This is a genomic window from Negativicutes bacterium (genome assembly GCA_021372785.1).
Taxonomy (GTDB): domain Bacteria; phylum Bacillota; class JAAYKD01; order JAAYKD01; family JAAYKD01; genus JAJFTT01.
The window spans coordinates 1-21,095 of the sequence record JAJFTT010000027.1 but is presented as its reverse complement, the minus strand read 5'-3'; the positions used below and the strand labels follow the sequence as shown (position 1 = coordinate 21,095).

Annotated in this window: 19 protein-coding genes; 10 read left to right on the top strand and 9 right to left on the bottom strand. The window is 49.2% G+C overall.

Going from position 1 to position 21,095, the window contains the following annotated elements:
• Nucleotides 1–535: 535 nt before the first annotated feature.
• The 7 genes from gyrA to dnaA form a co-directional block, all read right to left on the bottom strand.
• Nucleotides 536–2,998 carry a DNA gyrase subunit A gene (gene gyrA, locus LLG09_03360; protein ID MCE5196153.1) on the bottom strand — a complete coding sequence of 821 codons (2,463 nt, stop codon included), beginning with the start codon at nucleotides 2,996–2,998 and terminating at the stop codon, nucleotides 536–538.
• Nucleotides 2,999–3,014: 16 nt separating this feature from the next.
• The gene (gyrB, locus tag LLG09_03355; protein ID MCE5196152.1) at nucleotides 3,015–4,943 is read right to left on the bottom strand and encodes a DNA topoisomerase (ATP-hydrolyzing) subunit B; all 1,929 of its coding nucleotides are present in this window, start codon (nucleotides 4,941–4,943) and stop codon (nucleotides 3,015–3,017) included.
• A 440-nt stretch (nucleotides 4,944–5,383) separates the two neighbouring features.
• Complete coding sequence (locus LLG09_03350) at nucleotides 5,384–5,614, bottom strand: hypothetical protein (GenBank protein ID MCE5196151.1); 231 nt, start codon at nucleotides 5,612–5,614, stop codon at nucleotides 5,384–5,386.
• A 13-nt stretch (nucleotides 5,615–5,627) separates the two neighbouring features.
• Nucleotides 5,628–6,719: a DNA replication/repair protein RecF gene (recF, locus tag LLG09_03345; GenBank protein MCE5196150.1), complete on the bottom strand. Its 1,092-nt coding sequence runs from the start codon at nucleotides 6,717–6,719 to the stop codon at nucleotides 5,628–5,630.
• Nucleotides 6,716–6,940 carry a S4 domain-containing protein YaaA gene (gene yaaA, locus LLG09_03340; GenBank protein MCE5196149.1) on the bottom strand — a complete coding sequence of 75 codons (225 nt, stop codon included), beginning with the start codon at nucleotides 6,938–6,940 and terminating at the stop codon, nucleotides 6,716–6,718. The genes recF and yaaA overlap by 4 nt, the downstream gene beginning before the upstream one ends.
• Before the next feature lie 12 nt (nucleotides 6,941–6,952).
• The gene (dnaN, locus tag LLG09_03335; protein MCE5196148.1) at nucleotides 6,953–8,077 is read right to left on the bottom strand and encodes a DNA polymerase III subunit beta; all 1,125 of its coding nucleotides are present in this window, start codon (nucleotides 8,075–8,077) and stop codon (nucleotides 6,953–6,955) included.
• 39 nt (nucleotides 8,078–8,116) lie between these two features.
• Nucleotides 8,117–9,451 (bottom strand): chromosomal replication initiator protein DnaA, encoded by a 1,335-nt coding sequence (gene dnaA / locus LLG09_03330; protein ID MCE5196147.1) that lies wholly within the window; start codon nucleotides 9,449–9,451, stop codon nucleotides 8,117–8,119.
• A 553-nt stretch (nucleotides 9,452–10,004) separates the two neighbouring features.
• On the opposite strand from dnaA, the gene rpmH reads away from it, so the two are divergent.
• The 10 genes from rpmH (at nucleotide 10,005) to LLG09_03280 (ending at nucleotide 18,066) form a co-directional block, all read left to right on the top strand.
• Nucleotides 10,005–10,139, top strand: a complete 135-nt coding sequence (gene rpmH, locus LLG09_03325) for a 50S ribosomal protein L34 (GenBank protein ID MCE5196146.1) — start codon at nucleotides 10,005–10,007, stop codon at nucleotides 10,137–10,139.
• A gap of 113 nt (nucleotides 10,140–10,252) precedes the next feature.
• On the top strand, nucleotides 10,253–10,609 hold the full coding sequence (gene rnpA / locus LLG09_03320; GenBank protein MCE5196145.1) for a ribonuclease P protein component: 357 nt from the start codon (nucleotides 10,253–10,255) through the stop codon (nucleotides 10,607–10,609).
• Between the two features lie 20 nt (nucleotides 10,610–10,629).
• Entirely contained in the window at nucleotides 10,630–10,842 is a 213-nt protein-coding gene (yidD, locus tag LLG09_03315) for a membrane protein insertion efficiency factor YidD (GenBank protein MCE5196144.1), read from the top strand.
• Between the two features lie 130 nt (nucleotides 10,843–10,972).
• On the top strand, nucleotides 10,973–11,635 hold the full coding sequence (locus LLG09_03310; GenBank protein ID MCE5196143.1) for a YidC/Oxa1 family membrane protein insertase: 663 nt from the start codon (nucleotides 10,973–10,975) through the stop codon (nucleotides 11,633–11,635).
• 31 nt (nucleotides 11,636–11,666) lie between these two features.
• Nucleotides 11,667–12,692, top strand: coding sequence for a Jag N-terminal domain-containing protein (locus LLG09_03305; protein ID MCE5196142.1), 1,026 nt, complete (start codon nucleotides 11,667–11,669; stop codon nucleotides 12,690–12,692).
• Between the two features lie 142 nt (nucleotides 12,693–12,834).
• Complete coding sequence (gene mnmE, locus LLG09_03300) at nucleotides 12,835–14,220, top strand: tRNA uridine-5-carboxymethylaminomethyl(34) synthesis GTPase MnmE (protein ID MCE5196141.1); 1,386 nt, start codon at nucleotides 12,835–12,837, stop codon at nucleotides 14,218–14,220.
• Between the two features lie 12 nt (nucleotides 14,221–14,232).
• Nucleotides 14,233–16,113 (top strand): tRNA uridine-5-carboxymethylaminomethyl(34) synthesis enzyme MnmG, encoded by a 1,881-nt coding sequence (gene mnmG / locus LLG09_03295; GenBank protein MCE5196140.1) that lies wholly within the window; start codon nucleotides 14,233–14,235, stop codon nucleotides 16,111–16,113.
• On the top strand, nucleotides 16,110–16,829 hold the full coding sequence (gene rsmG / locus LLG09_03290) for a 16S rRNA (guanine(527)-N(7))-methyltransferase RsmG (protein MCE5196139.1): 720 nt from the start codon (nucleotides 16,110–16,112) through the stop codon (nucleotides 16,827–16,829). The genes mnmG and rsmG overlap by 4 nt, the downstream gene beginning before the upstream one ends.
• Before the next feature lie 93 nt (nucleotides 16,830–16,922).
• Entirely contained in the window at nucleotides 16,923–17,087 is a 165-nt protein-coding gene (locus LLG09_03285) for a hypothetical protein (GenBank protein ID MCE5196138.1), read from the top strand.
• Between the two features lie 13 nt (nucleotides 17,088–17,100).
• A complete protein-coding gene (locus LLG09_03280; protein ID MCE5196137.1) occupies nucleotides 17,101–18,066 on the top strand; it encodes a hydroxyacid dehydrogenase in 966 nt (321 codons plus the stop codon).
• A 151-nt stretch (nucleotides 18,067–18,217) separates the two neighbouring features.
• Here the strand turns inward: LLG09_03280 and LLG09_03275 are convergent, their stop codons facing one another.
• Both LLG09_03275 and LLG09_03270 read right to left on the bottom strand, forming a co-directional pair.
• On the bottom strand, nucleotides 18,218–19,396 hold the full coding sequence (locus LLG09_03275; protein ID MCE5196136.1) for a M20 family metallopeptidase: 1,179 nt from the start codon (nucleotides 19,394–19,396) through the stop codon (nucleotides 18,218–18,220).
• A 265-nt stretch (nucleotides 19,397–19,661) separates the two neighbouring features.
• Nucleotides 19,662–21,005: a C1 family peptidase gene (locus LLG09_03270; protein ID MCE5196135.1), complete on the bottom strand. Its 1,344-nt coding sequence runs from the start codon at nucleotides 21,003–21,005 to the stop codon at nucleotides 19,662–19,664.
• Nucleotides 21,006–21,095 lie beyond the last annotated feature (90 nt).

Here is a 21,095-nt window from a genome sequence, read left to right as displayed (position 1 = left end):
CCGCTATTTCCACTGCTGCGCTGATTTTCGAAATGAGCGTATTTTATTGCAATCGCTGATCAAAAAACTTTTCCGCATGTTCTGTTGATCCGCTGTCTCAGTAGTTTCTATTACGATACTGGCTTCCTCATAACACTGCCCTGTGCGGCTGATTTGCATCGAATCGGCCTGTTCCCGGCACCAGGGGACAGCATTGACGCTGCCTGGCACTTGCCGGGCAATGAGCTGAATTGCTCTACACTATTGTTTTTTTGAGCTTCCCGAAAAAGTCCTGCCGCTCATTTCTCGTGCGGCAGCGGCTTCCCATGCACTGACCTTCCCGTTTACCGACTGTAAAGCAAATTGATCTCAAGTCTGCGGCCCTTCTTACACGATTTGCACCGCTCATTTTCTTTCCTTTTCTCTCTGCAAAGAAAATAGCCGGCGACGCGGCTTGAACCACGCGGCTGTTTTTCAAAACCGGCAGTAAAAAGCAGAAATAAAATCCTCCTTAAAAACAGGTCAATACCGGTTTTTGAGGAGGATTTCCGCTGGTTTATTCTTTTTCTATCTCTTCGTCCAGGGTTTCCTCTTTGGCGCCGATCACTTTGGCAAGACCGATGACCATATCGCCTTCGTCCATCTTCATAATGGTCACACCTTGGGTGGTACGGCTCATTTGCGAGATCCCGGAGACGGAAGTCCGGATGATGATGCCGTTAATCGTAATCACCATCACGTCATCCCCTTCGCGCACCATGCGCACGCCGGCAATTTCACCGGTTTTTTCGGTGCGGCGCATCAGCATCACGCCTTTGCCGCCCCGGCCCTGGCAGCGATATTCCCGCAATTGCGTCCGCTTGCCGAAACCATTGGCCGTGATGACCAATAAATCCGCATCGTCGTTGGCTACTTCCAAAGAAATGACTTCATCGCCTGCACTTAAGGTGATTCCTCTGATGCCGGCAGCCACGCGACCCATATTGCGCACATCGGCAGCGGCAAAGCGGATCACATTGCCTTCTTTGGTCGCAATCACGATATGATCTTTTTCAGAGGCAAATTTGACCCCGACCAGGTCATCGTCTTTCTTCAGGGTAATGGCTTGAATGCCGCCTTTGCGAATATTGAGGAATTGATCCAGACCGGTTTGCTTGACAACTCCGGATTTTGTGCAGAAGAACAAATTTTTCTCATTGCTGAATTCTTTCACGGCCAGGACGGCAGTGATCTTCTCATCGTTATCGATATTCAGCAGATTGATCAGATTCGTACCTCTTGCCTGACGGCTGGCTTCCGGAACATCATAGACTTTGCTCTGGTATACTTTGCCTTTGTTGGTAAAGAAGAGCAGATTGTGATGGGTAGAAGTTATAAACAGATTCTCTACAAAATCTTCTTCTTTGGTACCCATGGCGGTAATTCCCTTGCCGCCGCGGCGCTGACTGCGATAGGTTGTTGACGGCAGGCGTTTGACATAACCCTGATGCGTCAGGGTCACCACTACTTCTTCTTCCGCGATCATGTCTTCAATATTCAGTTCCCCGTCATCCGGCACAATTTCCGTACGGCGGTCATCGCCAAATTCATCGCGAATGGCAGTCATTTCGCTGCGAATGACCGCCTTTAATTTCTCGGCGTCGGCTAAAATCGCTTCCAAACGGATGATTTCCGCCATCACTTCTTTGTATTCCGCTTCCAGGCGATCCAATTCGAGATTGGTTAAGCGGCGCAAGCGCATATCGAGCACCGCGGTAGCCTGTTTATCGGAAAATCCGAAGGTTTCCATTAAGCGCGGTTTTGCTTCACTGTCATCTTTGGAGGAACGGATCACCCGAATTACCTGCTCGATGTTTTGCGCGGCGATCCGCAAGCCTTCTAAAATATGAGCACGGTCTTTGGCTTTGCGCAGTTCAAAACTCGTGCGACGGGTAATGACTTCTTTCTGATGTTCCAGGTAATATTCAAGCACCTGTTTTAAGTTGAGAACGCGCGGCTCATTGTTGACTAACGCCAACATAATGATGCCAAAACTCTCCTGCAGCTGCGTGTGAGCATACAATTGATTCAGGATCACATCCGGTTTGACGTCTTTGCGCAGCTCCATTACAATCCGCATGCCTTCCCGATCGGATTCATCGCGCAAATCGGTGATGCCGTCAATCTTGCGGTCGCGGACTAAACTGGCAATTTTCTCCATCAGGCGGGCTTTATTGACAAGATAAGGGATCTCACTGACGATAATCCGTGTCTTGCCGTTATTCATGCGCTCAAAACGGCTGCGGGCACGCATGATCACGATACCGCGGCCGGTTTGATAAGCGCCGTCGATTCCGGCTCTGCCCATAATGATTCCGGCGGTGGGGAAATCAGGACCTTTGATATATTTCGTTAATTCGGCAATGCTCATCTCCGGATTTGTCAAAAGCGCCAGGGCGCCGTCGATCACTTCGGTCAGATTATGCGGCGGAATATTCGTCGCCATGCCAACCGCAATGCCGGAAGTACCGTTGACCAAAAGATTGGGGAAGCGGCTGGGTAAAATAGACGGTTCCGTTTGGCTGGAATCGTAGTTCGGTACAAAATCAACCGTATCTTTATCGATATCGCGCAGCATTTCACTGGCGATTTTACTCATCCGCGCTTCCGTATAACGCATGGCTGCCGCAGGATCACCGTCGACCGAGCCGAAATTGCCGTGACCGTCGATAAAGGGATAACGTAAGTTAAAGTCTTGCGCCAAACGAACCAGCGTATCATAAATCGCTACGTCGCCATGGGGATGATATTTACCCATCGTATCCGCAACCGGTCTGGCAGATTTGCGGTACGGTTTATCATAAGTTAAATCCCCCTCATACATGGCATAGAGCAGCCGGCGGTGCACCGGTTTTAAACCGTCACGTACATCCGGCAGAGCCCGACTGACAATAACGCTCATGGAGTATTCAATATAGGATTTTTTCATTTCTTCGGCAAGATCTACCGGCACTATTTTACCGTGAATAAACTCATCCATCCCGGGTTTCCCCTTTCTATACGTCTAAATTGACTGCGTCTTTGGCATGCTTGAGAATAAAATTACGTCTGGGTTCCACTTTTTCACCCATCAGCGTCGTGAACATTTCCTCTGCCCTGACCGCACTGTCCAGGGAAACCTGTAAAAAGGTTCTCTTCTCCGGATTCATTGTCGTTTCCCACAATTGCTCCGCGTTCATTTCGCCCAGGCCTTTGTAGCGCTGGACAACCGGCGCCGGCCGCTCACCCAAAGACTGCAAAATGCGGTCGCGTTCCGCATCATTGTAGGCATAAAAACTTTGTTTGCCGCGCTTAATCAGATAGAGCGGCGGCTGCGCAATGTAAATATAACCGGCTTTGATCATTGGCTGCATATAGCGGTAGAAAAAAGTCAGCAGTAATGTACGAATATGACTGCCGTCGACATCCGCATCGGTCATGATCACGATTTTGTGATAACGCGCTTTGTTGATATCAAAATCATCGGAAATCCCAGTACCGATGGCTGTTATGATCGTACGAATCTCATCCTGACCCAAAACTTTTTCCAGACGTGCTTTTTCCACGTTGATGATCTTACCGCGCAGCGGCAGAATCGCCTGGAAACGCCGGTTTCTGCCCATCTTGGCTGAACCGCCGGCGGAATCGCCTTCCACCATATACAGTTCGCTCACCGCAGGATCTTTCGCGCTGCAATCGGCCAATTTACCCGGCAGAGCAGAGACTTCCAGAATGTTTTTTCTTCGGGTTAATTCTCTGGCTTTGCGGGCCGCATCCCGGGCCCGGGATGAAAGCAATGCTTTTTCGATAATTTTCTTGCCGATCGCGGGATTTTCCTCAAAGAACGTAGAAATCGTATCGGCTGTGACGGTATCGACAATTGCTCTGATTTCACCATTGCCTAATTTTGTTTTCGTCTGTCCTTCAAACTGCGGATCATCCAGGCGAACCGAAATCACGGCAGTAATTCCTTCCCGTACGTCATCCCCACTGAGATTGGACTCATTGTCTTTGATCATATTATAACGATGCGCGTAATCGTTTACCACACGGGTCAACGCATTTTTAAAGCCGAGCTCATGCGTCCCGCCTTCCTGCGTATGGATATTATTGGCATATGACAAAATGGTTTCACTGTATGAGTCGGTATATTGAAAGGAAAGTTCCACCTCTACCCCGTCTTTTGTTTTCTCGGTATAAAAAGTGGGATGCAGCGCCTCTTTATTCTCATTGATGGATTTGACAAATTCCCTGATACCGCCATCATATTTGAAGACATGTTCAATTTTTTCAGCCGGTCGTTCGTCACAAAAGGTGATCGCCAAACCTTTATTCAAATAAGCTTGTTCTTTTAAGCGCTGTTCCACAATTTCGGCATCAAAAGTCACTGTTTCAGTAAAAATCGTCGGGTCCGGCTGAAAGCTGACCAGCGAACCCCGCTTCTCTGTTTTACCGATGATACTGAGTTTTTCCGTGGTAAGCCCTTTTTCAAAGCGCATTTTATATTCCAAACCATCCAGAAAAACATGCACTTCCAACCAGTTGGAAAGCGCATTGACGACAGAAGCGCCGACGCCATGCAAGCCTCCCGCTACCTTATAACCGCCGTTACCGAATTTTCCACCGGCATGAAGCACGGTAAAAATGACTTCCACGGCAGGAATCCCCAATTTGGGATGTTTATCTACCGGCATTCCTCTGCCATTATCTTCCACAGTGACAGAATTATCAGGGTGGATCGTCACAATAATCGAAGTACAAACACCGATCAATGCTTCGTCAACGGAATTATCAACAATTTCTTGAATCAAATGATGCAAACCCATTGAACTGGTGGTGCCTATGTACATACCCGGACGTTTACGGATCGGTTCCAACCCTTCCAGCACTTCAATTTTACTGGCATTATAATTATGTACATAATCCCGATTGTTGTCTTCAGCCATCTTAAAATCACCTTTTCCCTTTATCGTTCCGCTATTTTATCAGTCTGTTATTCGTTTCTCATTAACTGATCTATTATAGCAAAAAAACAGTCAATAGGCAAGCCGCTGCTTTTTTCTTTTGCGTTTCCCTAACTAAAAAGTAAATGAAGTAGAAAGTACTCTCTATTAGTAACAGTCTCAGCAGGCTATGTGGACAGTGTGTATAATTTTTTCCTTTCACTATATAAGGCGAATTTGATCGGTGTTGATGCAGGGGATAAACGGCAAAATAGGGTGGATAAGTGCCGGACTGGCCGTGAACAGTTCTGGATAACTTTTGTTCTGCACATTTTATCAGCAAAGTTATCGACAAAAAAGGTGAATAACTTTGGTTTTTTTGTGTAAAAAAGGCAATTCGGTCCAGAAAATTTGTTTCTGACCGGACTGCCTTTTTTAAAAACCTATTTTTCCCATAATAATTCGTGGATATCATCACAGCGTTTATGTAGCGTATGGCTGGCAATGGAGGAAGCAAGCAGCTCAGTCCTGGTTAAAACATAAGATTTATCTTTTCTTTTTTTTTCAATCAATGTCAGCGGCTGAAATAAGGCAGAGTGACAAGTCCGCAAATCGAAAATTCCGATGATTTCGTTGATTTCAGCATTTTTATTATGGCCAAGGTGTAAATACAAAAAGCAACACATCCTAACTGAAAATGATTTTACCGTCATTGATCCGGAATACTTTACTGTTCAATCCGCTCAGCACCGGAGGCAAATCGGTTGAACTGATTAAAGTCTGCCCGATATTTTTTAAACCGCCAATCAGCTGATTCTGCCGCACCGGGTCCAATTCGGAGAGCACATCATCTAAAATGATGACCGGCTGCTCGCCGGTAGACTCTTCCATCAAAGTTGCCTCCGCCATTTTGATGGATAAGACCACACTGCGCTGCTGACCTTGCGAGCCGTATTGCCGCACGTTGACTCCATTGAGGTAAATGAAAAAATCGTCCCGATGGGGTCCGACCAAACCGATCCGCCGCCGCAGCTCATCTTCTTTACGCTCTTCCATTTTGCGGAAGAGTTCTTCCGCAATCCGCGTGGGATTTTCCTTTGTTTCGGTTTGGCTTTGATAAATAAAACTCAGGTTTTCTGTTTCCCGCAGCAGATGCTGGTATTTTCTGGCGTTGTTCTCCAGTTGCCCGATAATCTCGCTGCGCTTGGCCACAATCACACCGCCGCTTTCCGCCATTTGCTGGTTGTAAATGGAGAGCAGCGCTTCATCCGGCCGATTTGTTTTTAACAGGATATTTTTTTGATTGAGAATTTTATGATATCTGGCGAGATGATGCAGGTAGAACGGTGAGATTTGCGAAATCGCGATATCCAAAAATCTTCTGCGGCCGGAAGGATCGCCTTTGACTAATAATAAATGTTCCGGTGCGAAAAATACAACATTCAGCTGACCCAAGAGCGCCCCAAGTTTCGGCTGCAGCAAACCGTTCAATTTGACGATTTTATGGCCCTGTCGGTCGACATGCAGCTCAATCAGTTCGCTGCTTAATTTTTTCTGCACGATGGCTTTGATATGAAATCCTTCCTGCTGCCAGGCAATCATTTCCTGATCACGAAAGGTACGATGGGACCGTCCGGTAGCCAGCAAATGACAGGCTTCCAATAAATTCGTTTTGCCCTGTGCATTGGCGCCGATAAACAGATTCATCCCCGGGTCCAAATCCACTTCCAAAGTGAAATAGTTACGAAAGGTGACCAGGGACAGATGCATGAGTTTCATTGGTTGGTTCCTTGCAGCAACTGCCAGCTGCCGATACCGGCAATACGAATGGTATCGCCGGAACGCAGCTTACGGCCGCGTCTGATTTCCCGTTCCTGGTTGACGAAAACAGAGGTTTCCGTCAGGAAACTTTTGATCTCTCCGCCGCTGCTAACAATATTCTGGGTTTTCAGAAATTGTCCTAATGTGATGAATTCGCCGTAGTATTGAAATGGTTCCATTCTTTTCTCCTTTTATTGTGCCAAACGGATCGGAGAAAGGAACCCGGTAAACTTCTCATCGCCCATGGCATAGATAATAGCGGCAGCCAGACTGCCGGCTAAATCAAATTTAACGACCTCAGTTTCGATGCTGCGCAGAAAATCCAGCAAAAATTTTCCGTTAAAGCCAATGATAATATCGTCGCCGTCTTTTTCAATGGGTATTTCCTCATACATTTGACCGAGTTCCGGTGAGGTGGCGCTGATGATCAGTTGCTGCGCCTCAAATTGTAAACGGACGATATTGGAACCGCGATTGTCTTCCCGGGTCAGCAGCAAACTGCGGTCGATGCTGTCGATCAGATCACGGCGGGAAATCATGATGTGGCTGGTGGGTGCTTTTCGCATCAATTCTTTGGCGCTCTTAAAAGGGTATTGACCGTCAATCAGGCGAGTCTGGAAGGTAATTCGGTCCAAAATTACGCTCATATGATTTTGTGTGAAGCAAAGCGTGACCGGCGTGTCGTTTAAATTCAGCAATTTTTCCAGATCTTTGATACATTTATCCGGGATGATGCATTCAAATTCTTCCGCAGTTTGTTCTACTTCCAAGGCATATTCCGCCAGACGGAAGCCATCCATGCCCAGGACCCGATTCCCGCTGCTGCTCAATTTTAAGAGCATACCGGTCATCACGGGTCTGGCTTCGTCCTGTGAGATGGCAAAACCGACTTTGTTGATGGCTCGTTTCAAGACATCCTGCGTTACTGTCCAGCTTTTTTCAGTGGAGAGAGCCGGAGGGACCGGATAATCCAGCGGGTCCATGCCGCGCAAATCCATTTTTATTTTATTGCCGGTCAGTTTAACCAAAGAATCACCCTGCGCCATCGTCATGGAAACGGTTCCTTCCGGGAAACGGTGAATCACATCAGAGAGAAAGCGCGCCGGCAGGACAACTTGTCCGGCTTCTTCCACTTCGGCACGAATCTTAACCTGCAGAGAAAGCTCCATATCGGTGCCGGTGATTTCCACCGTTTGCGGGTCCAGTGTTTTGATCAGCAAGCCGGTTACGGAAGCTTGCGGATATTTGGCGGGAACGACACGCTGGGCCAGCGAAACACCGTATAACAAGTCTTCTTTTTCAAATCTGATAATCATCGATTTCTACCTCTTTCCATTTTTATTGCAAAATCGGCTCTAAATTTGAATCTGTTGGACGATTTCCTGCAGGAGGCGGTCAAATTTACTGTCATTATTGCGTGCTTCATCAATTTTTTCAATCGCATGCAGCACGGTGGCATGATCCCTGCCGCCAAAGGCATCGCCGATTTTCTTCAAAGAATTATCGGTCAGGGAGCGGCAGAGATACATGGCCACCTGGCGGGGAAAGGTGATGTTGGCTGTTCTGGTTTTCGCCTTCATGTCATTGATCGTGATACTGTATTGATGAGCGACTTCCTCCTGAATGGATTCGATAGAAATTACTTTGATTTTCTGATTGCTGATGGTGTCTTTCAGGGTATCATTCACAAAATCGATGGTGACGGTCTGACGCATCAGCAGGGAGCGGGCGTTGACCCGCAGCAGAGCGCTTTCCAATTCCCGAATATTGCTTTTGATATTGGAGGCGATAAAATAGAGCACATCGTCCGGTACATTCATGAATTCTTCCGTTGCTTTGGCCTGCAGGATTGCGACGCGCGTTTCCAAATCCGGTGGTTGAATATCGCAAATCATTCCCCATTCAAAACGGGTGCGGATGCGGTCTTCCAGAGCCGGGATTTCTTTGGGCGGCCGGTCACAGGCAATCACGATTTGCTTTTTCGCGTTATAAAGCGCATTGAAGGTATGGAAAAATTCCGTCTGCGTCTCTTCTTTTTTGGTGATGAATTGAATGTCATCGATCAGGAGCAAATCAATATTGCGGTAGCGGTCCCGAAATTCACGGGTTGTATCATTACGAATGGCGGCAATGAATTCGTTGAGAAAGTGCTCAAAAGGGATATAAACAATCCGTGCGGTAGGGTTGTTTTTATAAACATGATTGCCGATGGCATGCATCAAATGTGTTTTGCCTAAGCCAACGCCGCCATATATGAAAAAGGGATTGTAAGTAGTGCCGGGCGCTTCGGCGACTCTTAAGGCGGCAGCATGGGCAAACTCATTCGATTTCCCTTTGACAAAGCGTTCAAAGGTATACTTTGGATTCATGGCATTATACGGCATTTCCCGTAAACCCGCCGGAATGATCGGTTCCAGCGGTTCCATCGCCTGATCGTGAGAGACTTGCGGAGAAATGATTTCCACTTTTAAATTCAGTCCGGTGGATTCTCTGATGGAATCGCAGATGATTTTGCTATAATTTTCCTGAATGAATTTCTGTAAAATCGGATCAGAGCTATTGAGGATTATCGTATCCTCGTAAATATTCACCGGGGTCAAGCGGGTGATAAAGGTTTCAAAGACGACCTTTTGCAGACGTGTTTCCAATTTCTTGAGCGTACTCTGCCAAATTGTATTCAGTTCATTCATCATACCAGCATCCTTATCTTTTTCTTTCAACAATACGAGCATTCCTTCGCAAGGATGTGAGAAAATTCACGAGGCCGATTTTTAGAAAATCATCTGAGCTTTGAAAGAAATAGTTTTCCCCCGTGGTTTTCACAATTTGTGTATGTAATGTGGATAACCTGGCTGCCGCTCCGGCTCTGCGCTGTGAATAAAAAAGGGAAAAATCTTGTGAAGCCTGCGGTTATCCACAGCTGTTTTCTGCTTTCACCGGCAATGCCGCTGAAAAATCACGGGAAAACAAAAGTTGTAAACAAAGTTATCCACAAACGTTCATAACTTTTCGGCTTTTCGAATTTTCCACAGCATAGTAACAGTGCGATGGCAATATATTAACATAACACGGCAGAGTTATCAACACTTTTTTCCGGTTCGGTTGCACAAGTTTCAAAACACGGTTGCAAATGATTGACAGATTCGGACTTTTCGATTATAATGCTTTCTATACTGTAACATTGCCTGAAACCTGTGATTTACCCGCAAATGACAGGTTGGTAATAAAAGGAGGTGTTGGACAATGCTGAGAACATATCAGCCTAACAAACGGAAGCGTAAAAATGATCACGGTTTTCTCAAACGAATGTCAACCCGCGGTGGACGTCTTACCATAAGCCGTCGTCGCCTGAAAGGCAGAAAAAAATTGACTGCATAAAAAGGCCACCATTGTGTGGTCTTTTTTCCATGTCTCGCTCTCAAACATCTATTTTGATCGGGGAGTTTTTGGCGGGAGAAACAACTTTTAATTGATAGGAAAAGAGTGAAACTTTGAAAAAACGCTGGGTAAAACTGCAAAAAAACCGCGATTTCCAGAAAGTATACGACAAAGGACGTTTTTTTGTGCATCCTTTGCTGGTGATTTATTTGCTGCGTAAATCGGGCAGCAGAGTCTGCCGGATCGGATTTGCTTCCGGCAAAAAAATCGGTAATGCCGTAGAGCGCAACCGCATTCGGCGGCAACTGCGGGAAGTAGTTCGCCTGAACAGCAAGTCTGACTGCTTTTCCGGCTACGATATCGTAGTGATGCTGCGGAAACAGGCCCTGCAGGTCCGCTACGCTCAAATCGCCGAGGCTTATGCAAACTGCGAAAGCAAAGCAATCAACTGGCTCAACCGGGCTTCCTGACAAGGAGAAGGAAAACAAAGATGAAAAAGATTTGCCTGTTGCTGATTTCTTTCTATCGGCGCTTTCTTTCTCCTTTGAAAGGACGCTCAACCTGTCGGTTTCAGCCTACCTGTTCTCAATACGCTTATGAAGCAATCAGCCGTTACGGAGTTGTAAAAGGCGGCCTCCTGGCAGGCAAACGGATACTGAAATGCGGGCCATGGCATGCGGGTGGTTATGATCCGCTGCCGTAAACTGAAAATTTTTTCAATTTGAATACTACGAATGAGATTGTTCTTGCAAGAACACGGATGAAGTTGATGATTTCATTCCTTGATATAAAGAGACAAATAATAAAAGATTTACGATCGGAAGGAGCAGACTATGTCTTCAATCATGGCATCGATCACGAGAGTTGCTCAATTTTGTCTCGATTGGTGCTTTCGCATCACAGGCAATTACGGGCTGGCGATTATTTTGTTTACTGTCATTTTCACTGCCCTGTTAACCCCCACCAAGATTGCTTCCGTCAGACAAATGAAAGCCACTCAGATTCTACAGCCGCAAATTAAAGAGATTAACGAGAAATATAAGGGTAATCCGGAGAAAATTAATAGTGAAACCTCCCTGCTCTGGAAAAAATACGGGGTGAATCCGTTGCTGGGCTGTTTACCGATGCTGTTGCAGCTTCCTATCTTTATCGCCGTTCTTTCTGTTTTCCGAACCATTGCGTTTCCGGAAGGCGCAGCCAGTGCATTTCTTTGGCTGAAAGATTTAGCGGTGAAAGATCCTTATTATATTCTGCCGATTTTAGCCGGTGTCGCTTCGTACTTGCAATCGTGGGCTTCCGGTATGACCAAAGATCCGCAGCAAAAAGCGATGGTTTTAATGATGCCGGCCATGATGGTTTGGATTTGCTGGAGTCAGCCGGCCAGTTTGGCACTCTATTGGGCTGTCAGTCAATTCTGCGCAATGGGACAACAAGTGATTATGAACCGTTTTATTAAAGTGGAGCCCATTGTTGAAACAGCCGTGACGAAGAAATAGGTAACACCTGAGGAAAGGGTGACATGCGTTCATGCGAACAATTGAAAAAAAAGGAAAAACAGTGGACGAAGCGATCTGGTCTGGTTTGCAGGAGCTGCAGTTAACCAGAGACCGGGTCCGTGTCGAAATTATCGAACCGGGCAGCAAAGGGTTTTTGGGTTTGGGAGCGAAAGCCGCCGAAGTGCGATTAACCGAAGTGGAACCGGAAGAAAAAATTTCTTTTGCTGATTTACTCAAAACCGATTTGAATCTGAGCTTAAAAGCAGATGCCGAAAAAGCCAAAGAACCGCTGCGGGAAACGAAAGCACAGCCCAAAGTGCAGGAGCAAAAGCCTGCCGCAGCTCCGGCCGTGGCAAACAAACCGGTCGGCAAGCAATTGTCGGAAGAAAAAAGCAATCCTCGTCCGGCCGGCACAAGCGAAGCACAGATGCGCTCAGCCTCACCCGGACGGAACAATCGTCCGGAGTATTCCGACCGTCAGAGCGATCGGATTCGCGGCAATTACGGCGGACGCCATGACGGCAGCGAAAAATACAGTCGTCAGAATTTCGCGGAAGCAAAGCAAATTAGCGAAACAGAAGATGAAGTTTGGCCCATTCCCACCGAGGAAGCACCCGCCCGGGCCTACAAGTTCGCTGGCGAGATGATTCAGGCGATGCAGCTGAAATGCCGGGTCGATGTCCGGGCAGAAGAGGACAGCATTGTGGTCAATCTGTCGGGAGACGCCGATGATTTAGGTATTCTGATCGGCAAGCGCGGCAATACCCTGGATGCCTTCCAGTATTTATTGACGGTTGTGGTCAATCGCGGTCGGGAAGAGCATCAGCGCATCACGTTAAATGTCGGTGATTATCGCAAGCGCCGGGAAGAGACATTGATTCGTTTGGCCAAACGTTTGGCCAAAGAAGTGGAAATGACAGAAAAAGCGATTTCGTTGGAGCCGATGTCTGCCAGAGAACGACGCCTGATTCATATGGCGTTACAGGACAGCGAGACGGTTTATACGGAAAGTGCCGGGGAAGACAGCCGTCGACACGTGGTGATTTACAAAAAATAAGCAAAAACCCAGTTCGGGTTGAATACGAATGTAAGCATAGCGTGTTGAGTAAAACGTGCTATGCTTCTGTTTTAGATTGATGCAATGCAAATTGATTTTTCTTTCTTTATTTCAACGCGTGGGTAAGGCAGGTGAGATTCGTATGTGGACATCCGGCGATACCATTGCCGCTATTTCAACACCCCCCGGCGAGGGAGGGATTGGGATTGTACGCTTAAGCGGAGATCATGCGGAAGAAATTGCCCGCCGAGTGCTCTTGCTGCCGGGCTGCCGAACAGGCAGAATGCAGCCGCGGCAGGTCTATTATGGTTATGTCAAAGAACCGCTCAGCGGCCGCCGCATTGACGAAGTGATCAGTTTTTATTTTGCGGCGCCGCATAGTTATACCGGCGAAGATGTGGTGGAAATTCAAACCCATGGCGGTATTGTGGTTGTGCAGCAGGTTTTGCAGCTTTTGCTGCGTTCGGGTGCCGTGCCGGCCGCAGCCGGTGAATTTACCAAACGGGCGTTTTTAAGCGGACGCCTGGATTTGACCCAGGCGGAAGCGGTCAGGGATTTGATTCAGGCGGACGGCAGCGCCGGAGCCGCACAGGCGATGGCACAGCTCGGCGGCCTTTTGGGACGAAGAATCGGCCAACTGACCCGAAAATTCCTGCAGTTGATCGCTCTCATTGAGGTTTCCATCGATTTTCCCGATGATTACGAGCCGCTGGACCGTCAGGCGTTCGGGCAAAGCCTAGCCGCTTTGGCGAACGATCTGCAGCAGTTGCTGCTCACGGCGGATCAGGGCAGAATTTTGCGGCAGGGAGTCAAAATCGTGATCGTGGGGCGGCCCAATGTGGGCAAATCCTCTTTGCTGAATAGTTTGCTGGGAGAAGACAGGGCGATTGTGACGGCAATTGCCGGGACTACCCGCGATATTTTAGAGGAACGTTTTTCTTTGGACGGCATCGTCATGCGCTTGGTGGATACGGCGGGTTTACATGAAAGTGCCGATGAAATTGAACGACTGGGTATGGTTCGCACCCGCGCCGCCATCGATACCGCCGATCTTGTCTTATGGGTCCTGGATGCCGGGGAAGCTTTGCAAGCGGAAGACCGTGAATTGGCGGATCTTGTGCAAAACAGGCCGCTGCTCTTGGTGATCAATAAGACCGATCTCGCCGACGGCAGCAATCTGCGCAAAGAATTGCTGCAATTGGGTTTCAAACAGAAACCAGTCCTGATTGCGGCTGCTTTGGGTGAAGGTCTGGAAGATTTACTGGATGCGATTCGGCAGCGGGTGCTGAGCGGGACCGTGACGGCCGGTAATGAAGCGATCTTAACCAGTTTAAGGCACAAAGACGCGGTGGAGCAGGCTTTGCGGCAGGTGGAAGCCTGTCGGCAGGCAGTCGCGAGTGGATTGCCGGAGGACTGTTACGTGATCCATTTGCGTTCCGCTTATCAGGCGCTGGCGGCCATCAGCGGAGAATTGGTTTCGGAAGATATAATCGATACGATTTTCAGCCAGTTTTGCGTCGGCAAATAGAGGTGAGGTCAAATGCAATATGATTATGATCTGATTGTGGTCGGCGCCGGACATGCCGGTTGTGAGGCGGCTCTGGCCGCGGCCAGAATGGGAGCCAACACGCTGCTTTTAGCCATTGGTTTGGATTTTGTAGCGCAGCTGCCTTGTAATCCTGCCATGGGCGGCCCGGCGAAAAGTCACCTGATCAAGGAAATTGATGCGCTGGGTGGTGAAATAGCAAAGGCAGCCGATGCCTGTGCCATTCAAATGCGATGCCTGAATACGAGCAAGGGACCGGCGGTGCAGTCTTATCGGGCTCAGATTGACCGTGGCCTCTATCTGCGCTATATGAAGCATATCCTGGAAATCCAGCCGGGTTTACAGTTGAAACAAGCTCTGGTGGAGGATATTTTAACGCAAGACGGAGCGGTCAGCGGAGTAGCCGACCAATTGGGACGGGTTTTCACGGCGCCGAAAGTGATTTTAGCGACCGGTACTTTTCTTGGCGGTAAAGTGATCATCGGAGATTATCAGAGTACTTCCGGACCGGATGGGCAGCAAGCCGCCTTGGCTTTAAGCGGCAATTTGCAGCGTTTTGGCGTCAGCTTGCGGCGGTTCAAAACAGGCACTCCCGCCCGGGTGAACGGCAACAGTTTGGATTACAGCAAAATGATCCGGCAAAATGGTGACGAAACAAAAGAACGGTTCGGTTTCGATTCTCCCTATCCCGATCTGCCGACCCGCTGCTGTTGGCTGACTTGGACAAATCCCGCGACACACGCCATTATCAAAGCGAATATTCACCGGGCGCCGCTGTTCAGCGGTGTGATCAAAGGCACCGGTCCGCGTTATTGCCCCAGCATTGAAGACAAAGTCATGCGCTTTGCCGAGAAAGACCGGCATCAGCTGTTTATCGAACCGACCGGCCTGGCCACGGAAGAAATGTATGTGCAGGGGATGTCAACCAGTTTGCCAATGGATGTCCAGCTGGCTTTTTTACGCACCATACCGGGATTGGAACAGGTTGAGATCATGCGTCCCGGTTATGCCATTGAATATGACTGCCTGGACCCGTTGGAATTGAAACCCGACTTAGAGTGGAAACGCGTCCGGGGTCTCTACAGCGCCGGACAGCTGAACGGCACTTCCGGGTATGAAGAAGCGGCAGCACAGGGTTTGATCGCAGGGATTAATGCCGTTTTGGCACTGCAAGGCAAGGATCCCTTGATTTTACAGCGTTGGCAAGCCTATATCGGCGTGCTGATTGATGATTTGGTCACCAAAGGCACCAACGAACCCTACCGGATGATGACCGCCCGTTCGGAATACCGCTTGATTTTACGTCAGGATAACGCCGATCGGCGCCTGACCCCCTATGGCTATGCCCTGGGTCTGATCGATGAGCAGCGTTATCAGCGTTTCTGCAGCAAGAGAGACGCAGTCGACCGGCAAATCGAACGCGTGGAACGTGTCTTTCTCGCACCGGGCGAGGAGTTAAACAACGCGCTGGTCAAAGCCGGCACGACGGCGATGGAGCATAGTACATCCCTGGCCGCCCTGCTGCGCCGGCCGGAGCTGAATATGGAAGTATTGCTGCCGTTTGACAGCGAGCTGGCGGCCTTGTCGCCGGAGATCCGCAGTCAGGTGGAAGTGGAGGTTTGCTATGCCGGCTATATCAGGCAGCAGAGCGAACAGGTTCGGCATCAGCAGCATCTGGAATTTACTGTTTTGACGGAGGATTTGCCCTATCAAACTTTGCAGGGCTTATCCAGGGAAGCCAGAGAAAAGCTCAGCCGGGTGCGTCCGCGTAATCTGGGACAGGCGGCGCGAATTTCCGGTGTCAGTCCGGCGGATATTTCTGTATTGCTGATTTGGCTGGAGCAGCAGCGTCGGAAAGGAGAGCAACGGTCATGAAGGAAGAAAATCTGGAGAAGCTGAAAACAGGTGCGGCGGAGCTGGGCATTCTGCTGACGGACAAGCAGCTGCAGCGATTTGAAATCTATGCTGATTTTTTATTGCAGTACAATCAAAAAATCAACCTTACCACCCTGACGGATGAATTTGAGATAATCGAAAAACATTTTTTGGATTCCCTCACGGTTTTGCAGCTGGTTTCTTTGCGTTCCGGCATGTGGGTCATCGATATCGGAACCGGCGCCGGTTTTCCCGGGGTGCCGCTGCTGATCATGGAACCGGGCTTACAGCTTGTCTTGCTGGATTCCCTGGGCAAACGCCTGGAATTTTTGCGTCAGCTGCTGGAAAAACTGGATTTATCGGCTTCCCTGCTGCACGCCAGGGCGGAAGATGGCGCACACTTAGCGTTGCACCGTGAACGCTACGATCTGGCTTTGGCCAGAGCCGTGGCGCCTTTGCCGGTGCTGTTGGAGTATTGTCTGCCGTTTGTGCGTTCCGGCGGCAGATTCCTGGCTCTCAAAGGACCGTCTCTGACCGAAGAACTATCCGAGGCGCAAAACGCCTTGCAATTGCTGGGAGGCAGAGCGGAGCGGGACTGCTGCTTGCAGCTGCCGTTCAGCGGACAGGACAGACGCCTGCTTTTAGTGAAAAAAATCCGTCAAACACCGACGAAATATCCCCGTCAGGCCGGCACACCCAAAGAAAATCCCCTTTAAGCGAAAGGAAAACTGCTTTGTCCGGCATTTTCTTTTGTCTACCGCGCTGAATTCAGCCATCAGCTGACAGAATACGAGTATGATCCTGTGTTGATGGCTGACTATGAAGGACCTTTCAGCCGTAATCCGGCAGAAGCTTCCGGGATGAAATGGGTTCGCTTTTATGATCTGGTTGAGGATTTGCAGAAAAATCCGCGGCGCTACGCCGTCTGGTTTCTTACTGCGGCGCCAAAAGTCATGAAACTGGCAGGAATGTAGGGAGGTAAGCAATTTGAAGGCAAGAATTCTGCTGCCCCAGAAGATCGCGCAAACCGGCATTGATTTTTTACTGCGGCAGGGTTACGAAGTCAGACTGGGCAGCGATAATTCGGAAGCGGGCCTGGCGCGGGAAATCAGAGACTGCGATGCGCTGCTGGTGCGGGCGACTCCGGTCACGGAGCAGGTCCTGGCCAATGCCAATCGTTTGAAGATTGTCGCTCGCTTTGGCGCGGGTTATGACAATGTTGATCTCACGGCGGCCGCGAAACGACAGATTTATGTGACCAACACGCCGCTGGCCAACAGCAATGCGGTTGCTGAGTATACGATTTTTCTTTTACTCGCCTGTGCCAAACGCTACCGCGAATTGGAGCCAAGTTTTTCAGCCGGAGATTTTCAAGTGCGTGACCGGATTTTCTGTCATGAACTGCGGGGCAGGGTTTTGGGGATCATCGGGTTGGGCAACATCGGCTCACAGGTGGCCGGTATGGCCAAGTCGGCCTTCGGCATGAAAGTGATTGCCTATGGTCCGCATCTCAGCGAAGAAACTAAGCCGCCTTGCCTGGATGCGGTGCTGTCCCGCGAAGCAGTCTTTCGCGAAGCGGATTATCTCAGCATCCATGTGCCTTCAACCGCCCAGACCAAAGGCAGCGTGAGCAGCGCCGAATTTGCCTGGATGCAGCCGCAGGCCTGGCTGATCAACACAGCCAGAGGCGATATTGTGGTGGAGGCAGATTTGATAGCCGCCCTGAAAAACAAGCAGATCGCCGGTGCCGCTCTGGATGTATTGCAGAAGGAGCCTTTTGATTACAGCAATCCGTTGTTTGCTTTGCCGAATGTGCTGATCACGCCGCATTATGCGGCGCATACAGTGGAAGCCTTCGACGCCATGGCACTGCAGGCGGCAGAAGAAATTGACCGGGTATTGCGCGGCAAGCAGCCTTACTGGCAGGTCAATCGCTTCCCGGAGAGAAATTGAGCGAACTGAAAATAAGCGGGAAACCCCCGGAAGATAACCCACGCATGCGGGATATCTTCCGGGGGTTTCGTTTGATTTGTTCGAAGGAGTGTCTCTTCGCGGCCGGAGGCTGCGACGGTATTTTTTAGCGGGCCGGACGCGTGCCGCTGTTTTATTTGTATTCCTGTGGGATTTGCTTGACGAAATAAGCTTGGATTTGTTGGCGCAGTTCCGGTTTTTCTAAAATATCAAGCGCGGTCATGGCGAGCCCTTTGGCGCCCAATAGACAGGTGGCATCGGCTTGCGCTTTATCGGTGTAGGCTGTGTACTCCGCATTATGACTGTTGACACCGGCCGGGCAGGCGGGCAGATAATCATGAATGGCCGGGATTTTGATGGAAACATTGCCAATATCGGAAGAACCGTAGTTGCCGACCGGATTGCCGATTTCCATTGGCATGCCGAGGGATTCCATATTATTTTTAAAGGCTTCACACATCGGCCAGTTGGGATAACGCTCGGCATACAAATCGCCGACTTTGATTTCACAGCGGGCGCCGACTAAAGCTTCCGCGGTTTTAGCGCATTTTTTCACGGCGTCCACTAATTTTTCCAGTTCAAAGAGGGTGGAAGAACGCAGTGAGAAATTCGCTGCGGCATAATCGGGAATGGCATTGGCCACGGTGCCGCCTTTGGTGATGATGCCGTTGATATTGCTTTGCGGATGCAGAGCCGGACGCAGCAGATCGATATGGTTAAAGGTTGCAATCAGCGCATTGAGCGCGTTGATCCCGGCCTGCGGGCCGGAAGAATGGGCGGATTTACCAAAGAATTCGACGCTGACAGTAGTGGCTGCACGGCCGCCGCGGTTGACGAGCCCTTTGTTACCGGAACTCGGATGCATCATCAGCACATATTCGATGCCTTCAAAACCGCCATTGCGCAGCAGCTGGATCTTACCGCCGCCGGCTTCCTCGGCCGGAGTGCCGATCAACATAATCTCCCCATTATACTGATCCATCAGCCCGGCTAAAGCAAGAAAAGCGCCGGTGGAACAGGTGGCGATGATATTGTGACCGCAGGCATGTCCAATCTCCGGCAAAGCGTCGTATTCGGCCAGGAAAGCAATCTTCGGACCGGGCCCTTTGCCTTTTTTGCTGGCGCAAAAAGCAGTTTCTACGCCGGCATAAGGTGTGGTTACTGTGAAACCGTGTTTGGTCAGGATTTCGCTCAAGAAAGCGACCGCTTTGTGTTCGGTATAAGCAATTTCCGGATTGTCATGGATATGGTGAGAAAGGGCGAGCAATTCCTCTTTGAGGGAATCTACATTGGCAATCAATTTTTCTTTCATAACAGTACCTCCCGGTTAAATTTGCTTTCATTCTAGCACGATCGCCGAAGAGAGTCAATCTCCGGGGCAGACGAAGCCCAGATCCCTTCATTGAATGGATTTGACTGCAAAAGCAAAAGATTTCGCTTTGAGAAACCGAATATTCTTATGAGTTGGCAAGAAAAGCTGGACTGTCTGGCAATCAGCAAGGCAGAGAGCGCAGATCAATGGCGGCGCTCTATGCCCATACCGATTATTTGAGTACGGCATTACAATGGAGGGCAGCTTATTCCGCCAGAGAACCCATGGGATCCCAGGGGTTGAGATGCTTGACCGCTTTTTTGAGAATTTCCTGCTGCCGGGCAGAGAGATATTTCCGGTTGACGACCGCCTGATAGACCCACTTATCAAACCAGGAATCCGTCATCAGGAAATAACCTTTGCGGCCGGCGGTATCGCCCCAGCTGTTCTGGATTTTCCACTTCGTTGCGCAGCCGCCATCCGTCAGATTGACGCCGGTAATCACCATGGCATGATTCATGGCGCTGTGACGGTAATCGAGCGCCACGGCTTTGCTCATGTCAAAGTTCAGATCAAAAGCAGTTGCATAATCGTATGCGCTGTCATCCCAAACGCCGATCTCCCGTTCGCCATCCTTGCCGCAGTCGCTGCCAAACCAAACGACTTCCTGATCTTTTAATTGTGCGATCACCAGCTGTTTGAATGTGTCGATTTCCAGATTCAAGTAGAGAATTTCATTGCCGCCCACCACATTGCCCAGATAGTCGACGGTATAAGTCTGATCGAAGGGCTTATCGGCGGTGGGAGCGTTGATGATGGAGACATACTCGTCCAGAATATCACCGACATAGTCCTGATAAAACCGCAGAGGAGTGATCTTCTGTTCACAATGGTATTTTTTATCTTTGTCGACAAATTCAAATTGGAACGTTTCCGGCGGCTGACCAAAATTCATGCAAAGGAACCGATACATTTCAGCCAGCATGCGGCTCTTCTCGGTTTCGATTGCGGTCATGGCTTGCTTTTGGGCAACCATTTCCCGCAAAGCAGCGGCATCGAGCCGCAATTTTTGATTGATCAGACCATTCATCGCGCGCGTGTTGCTGCTTTGGAAGGTTTCATTCATCGCTGCCTGGGGCACCAAGCCGTATTTCTTGATCAAGCTGACCATCATATCCCATTGACCGCCATCCTGAATGCCGGTGTGCAGCAGATATTCAACGGTACGGTCATCCACCGGACGATCGGCTAAGTCGATGATGGATTCTAAAAAGTAATTGATTTTTTCAAATTTATCCCAAAAGGCCAGGTAATTCTGACTGAATTCAAAATACTCCAGATTATATTTTTTACCGATTCTTTCACGCAAAACATTCAAACCGGCAAACAGCCAGCAGCGACCGCTGGACTTTTGGTTGGTGACTGTCATGGTGGGTAGGTCAATGGAGAATTTAGCATCAGTGTATTCGGTGCTGCTTTGGACATAGGCAATGCTGTTCACTGCATTTTTGGCCAAGGCATGCGTCATTGCCTTGTAATGCTTGTTGCTGCTGTAATCGGCATCAAATTTTTCAACCATACTGCTGCTGATCGGCTTGGCGTTTTTCATCGGAACAATCCTCCTGTCATTTAATGGCATATCACCTGTTTTGATATGCTGTTCGCTGATATTTTAGCACACGAAAGATTAGAAAGCAAG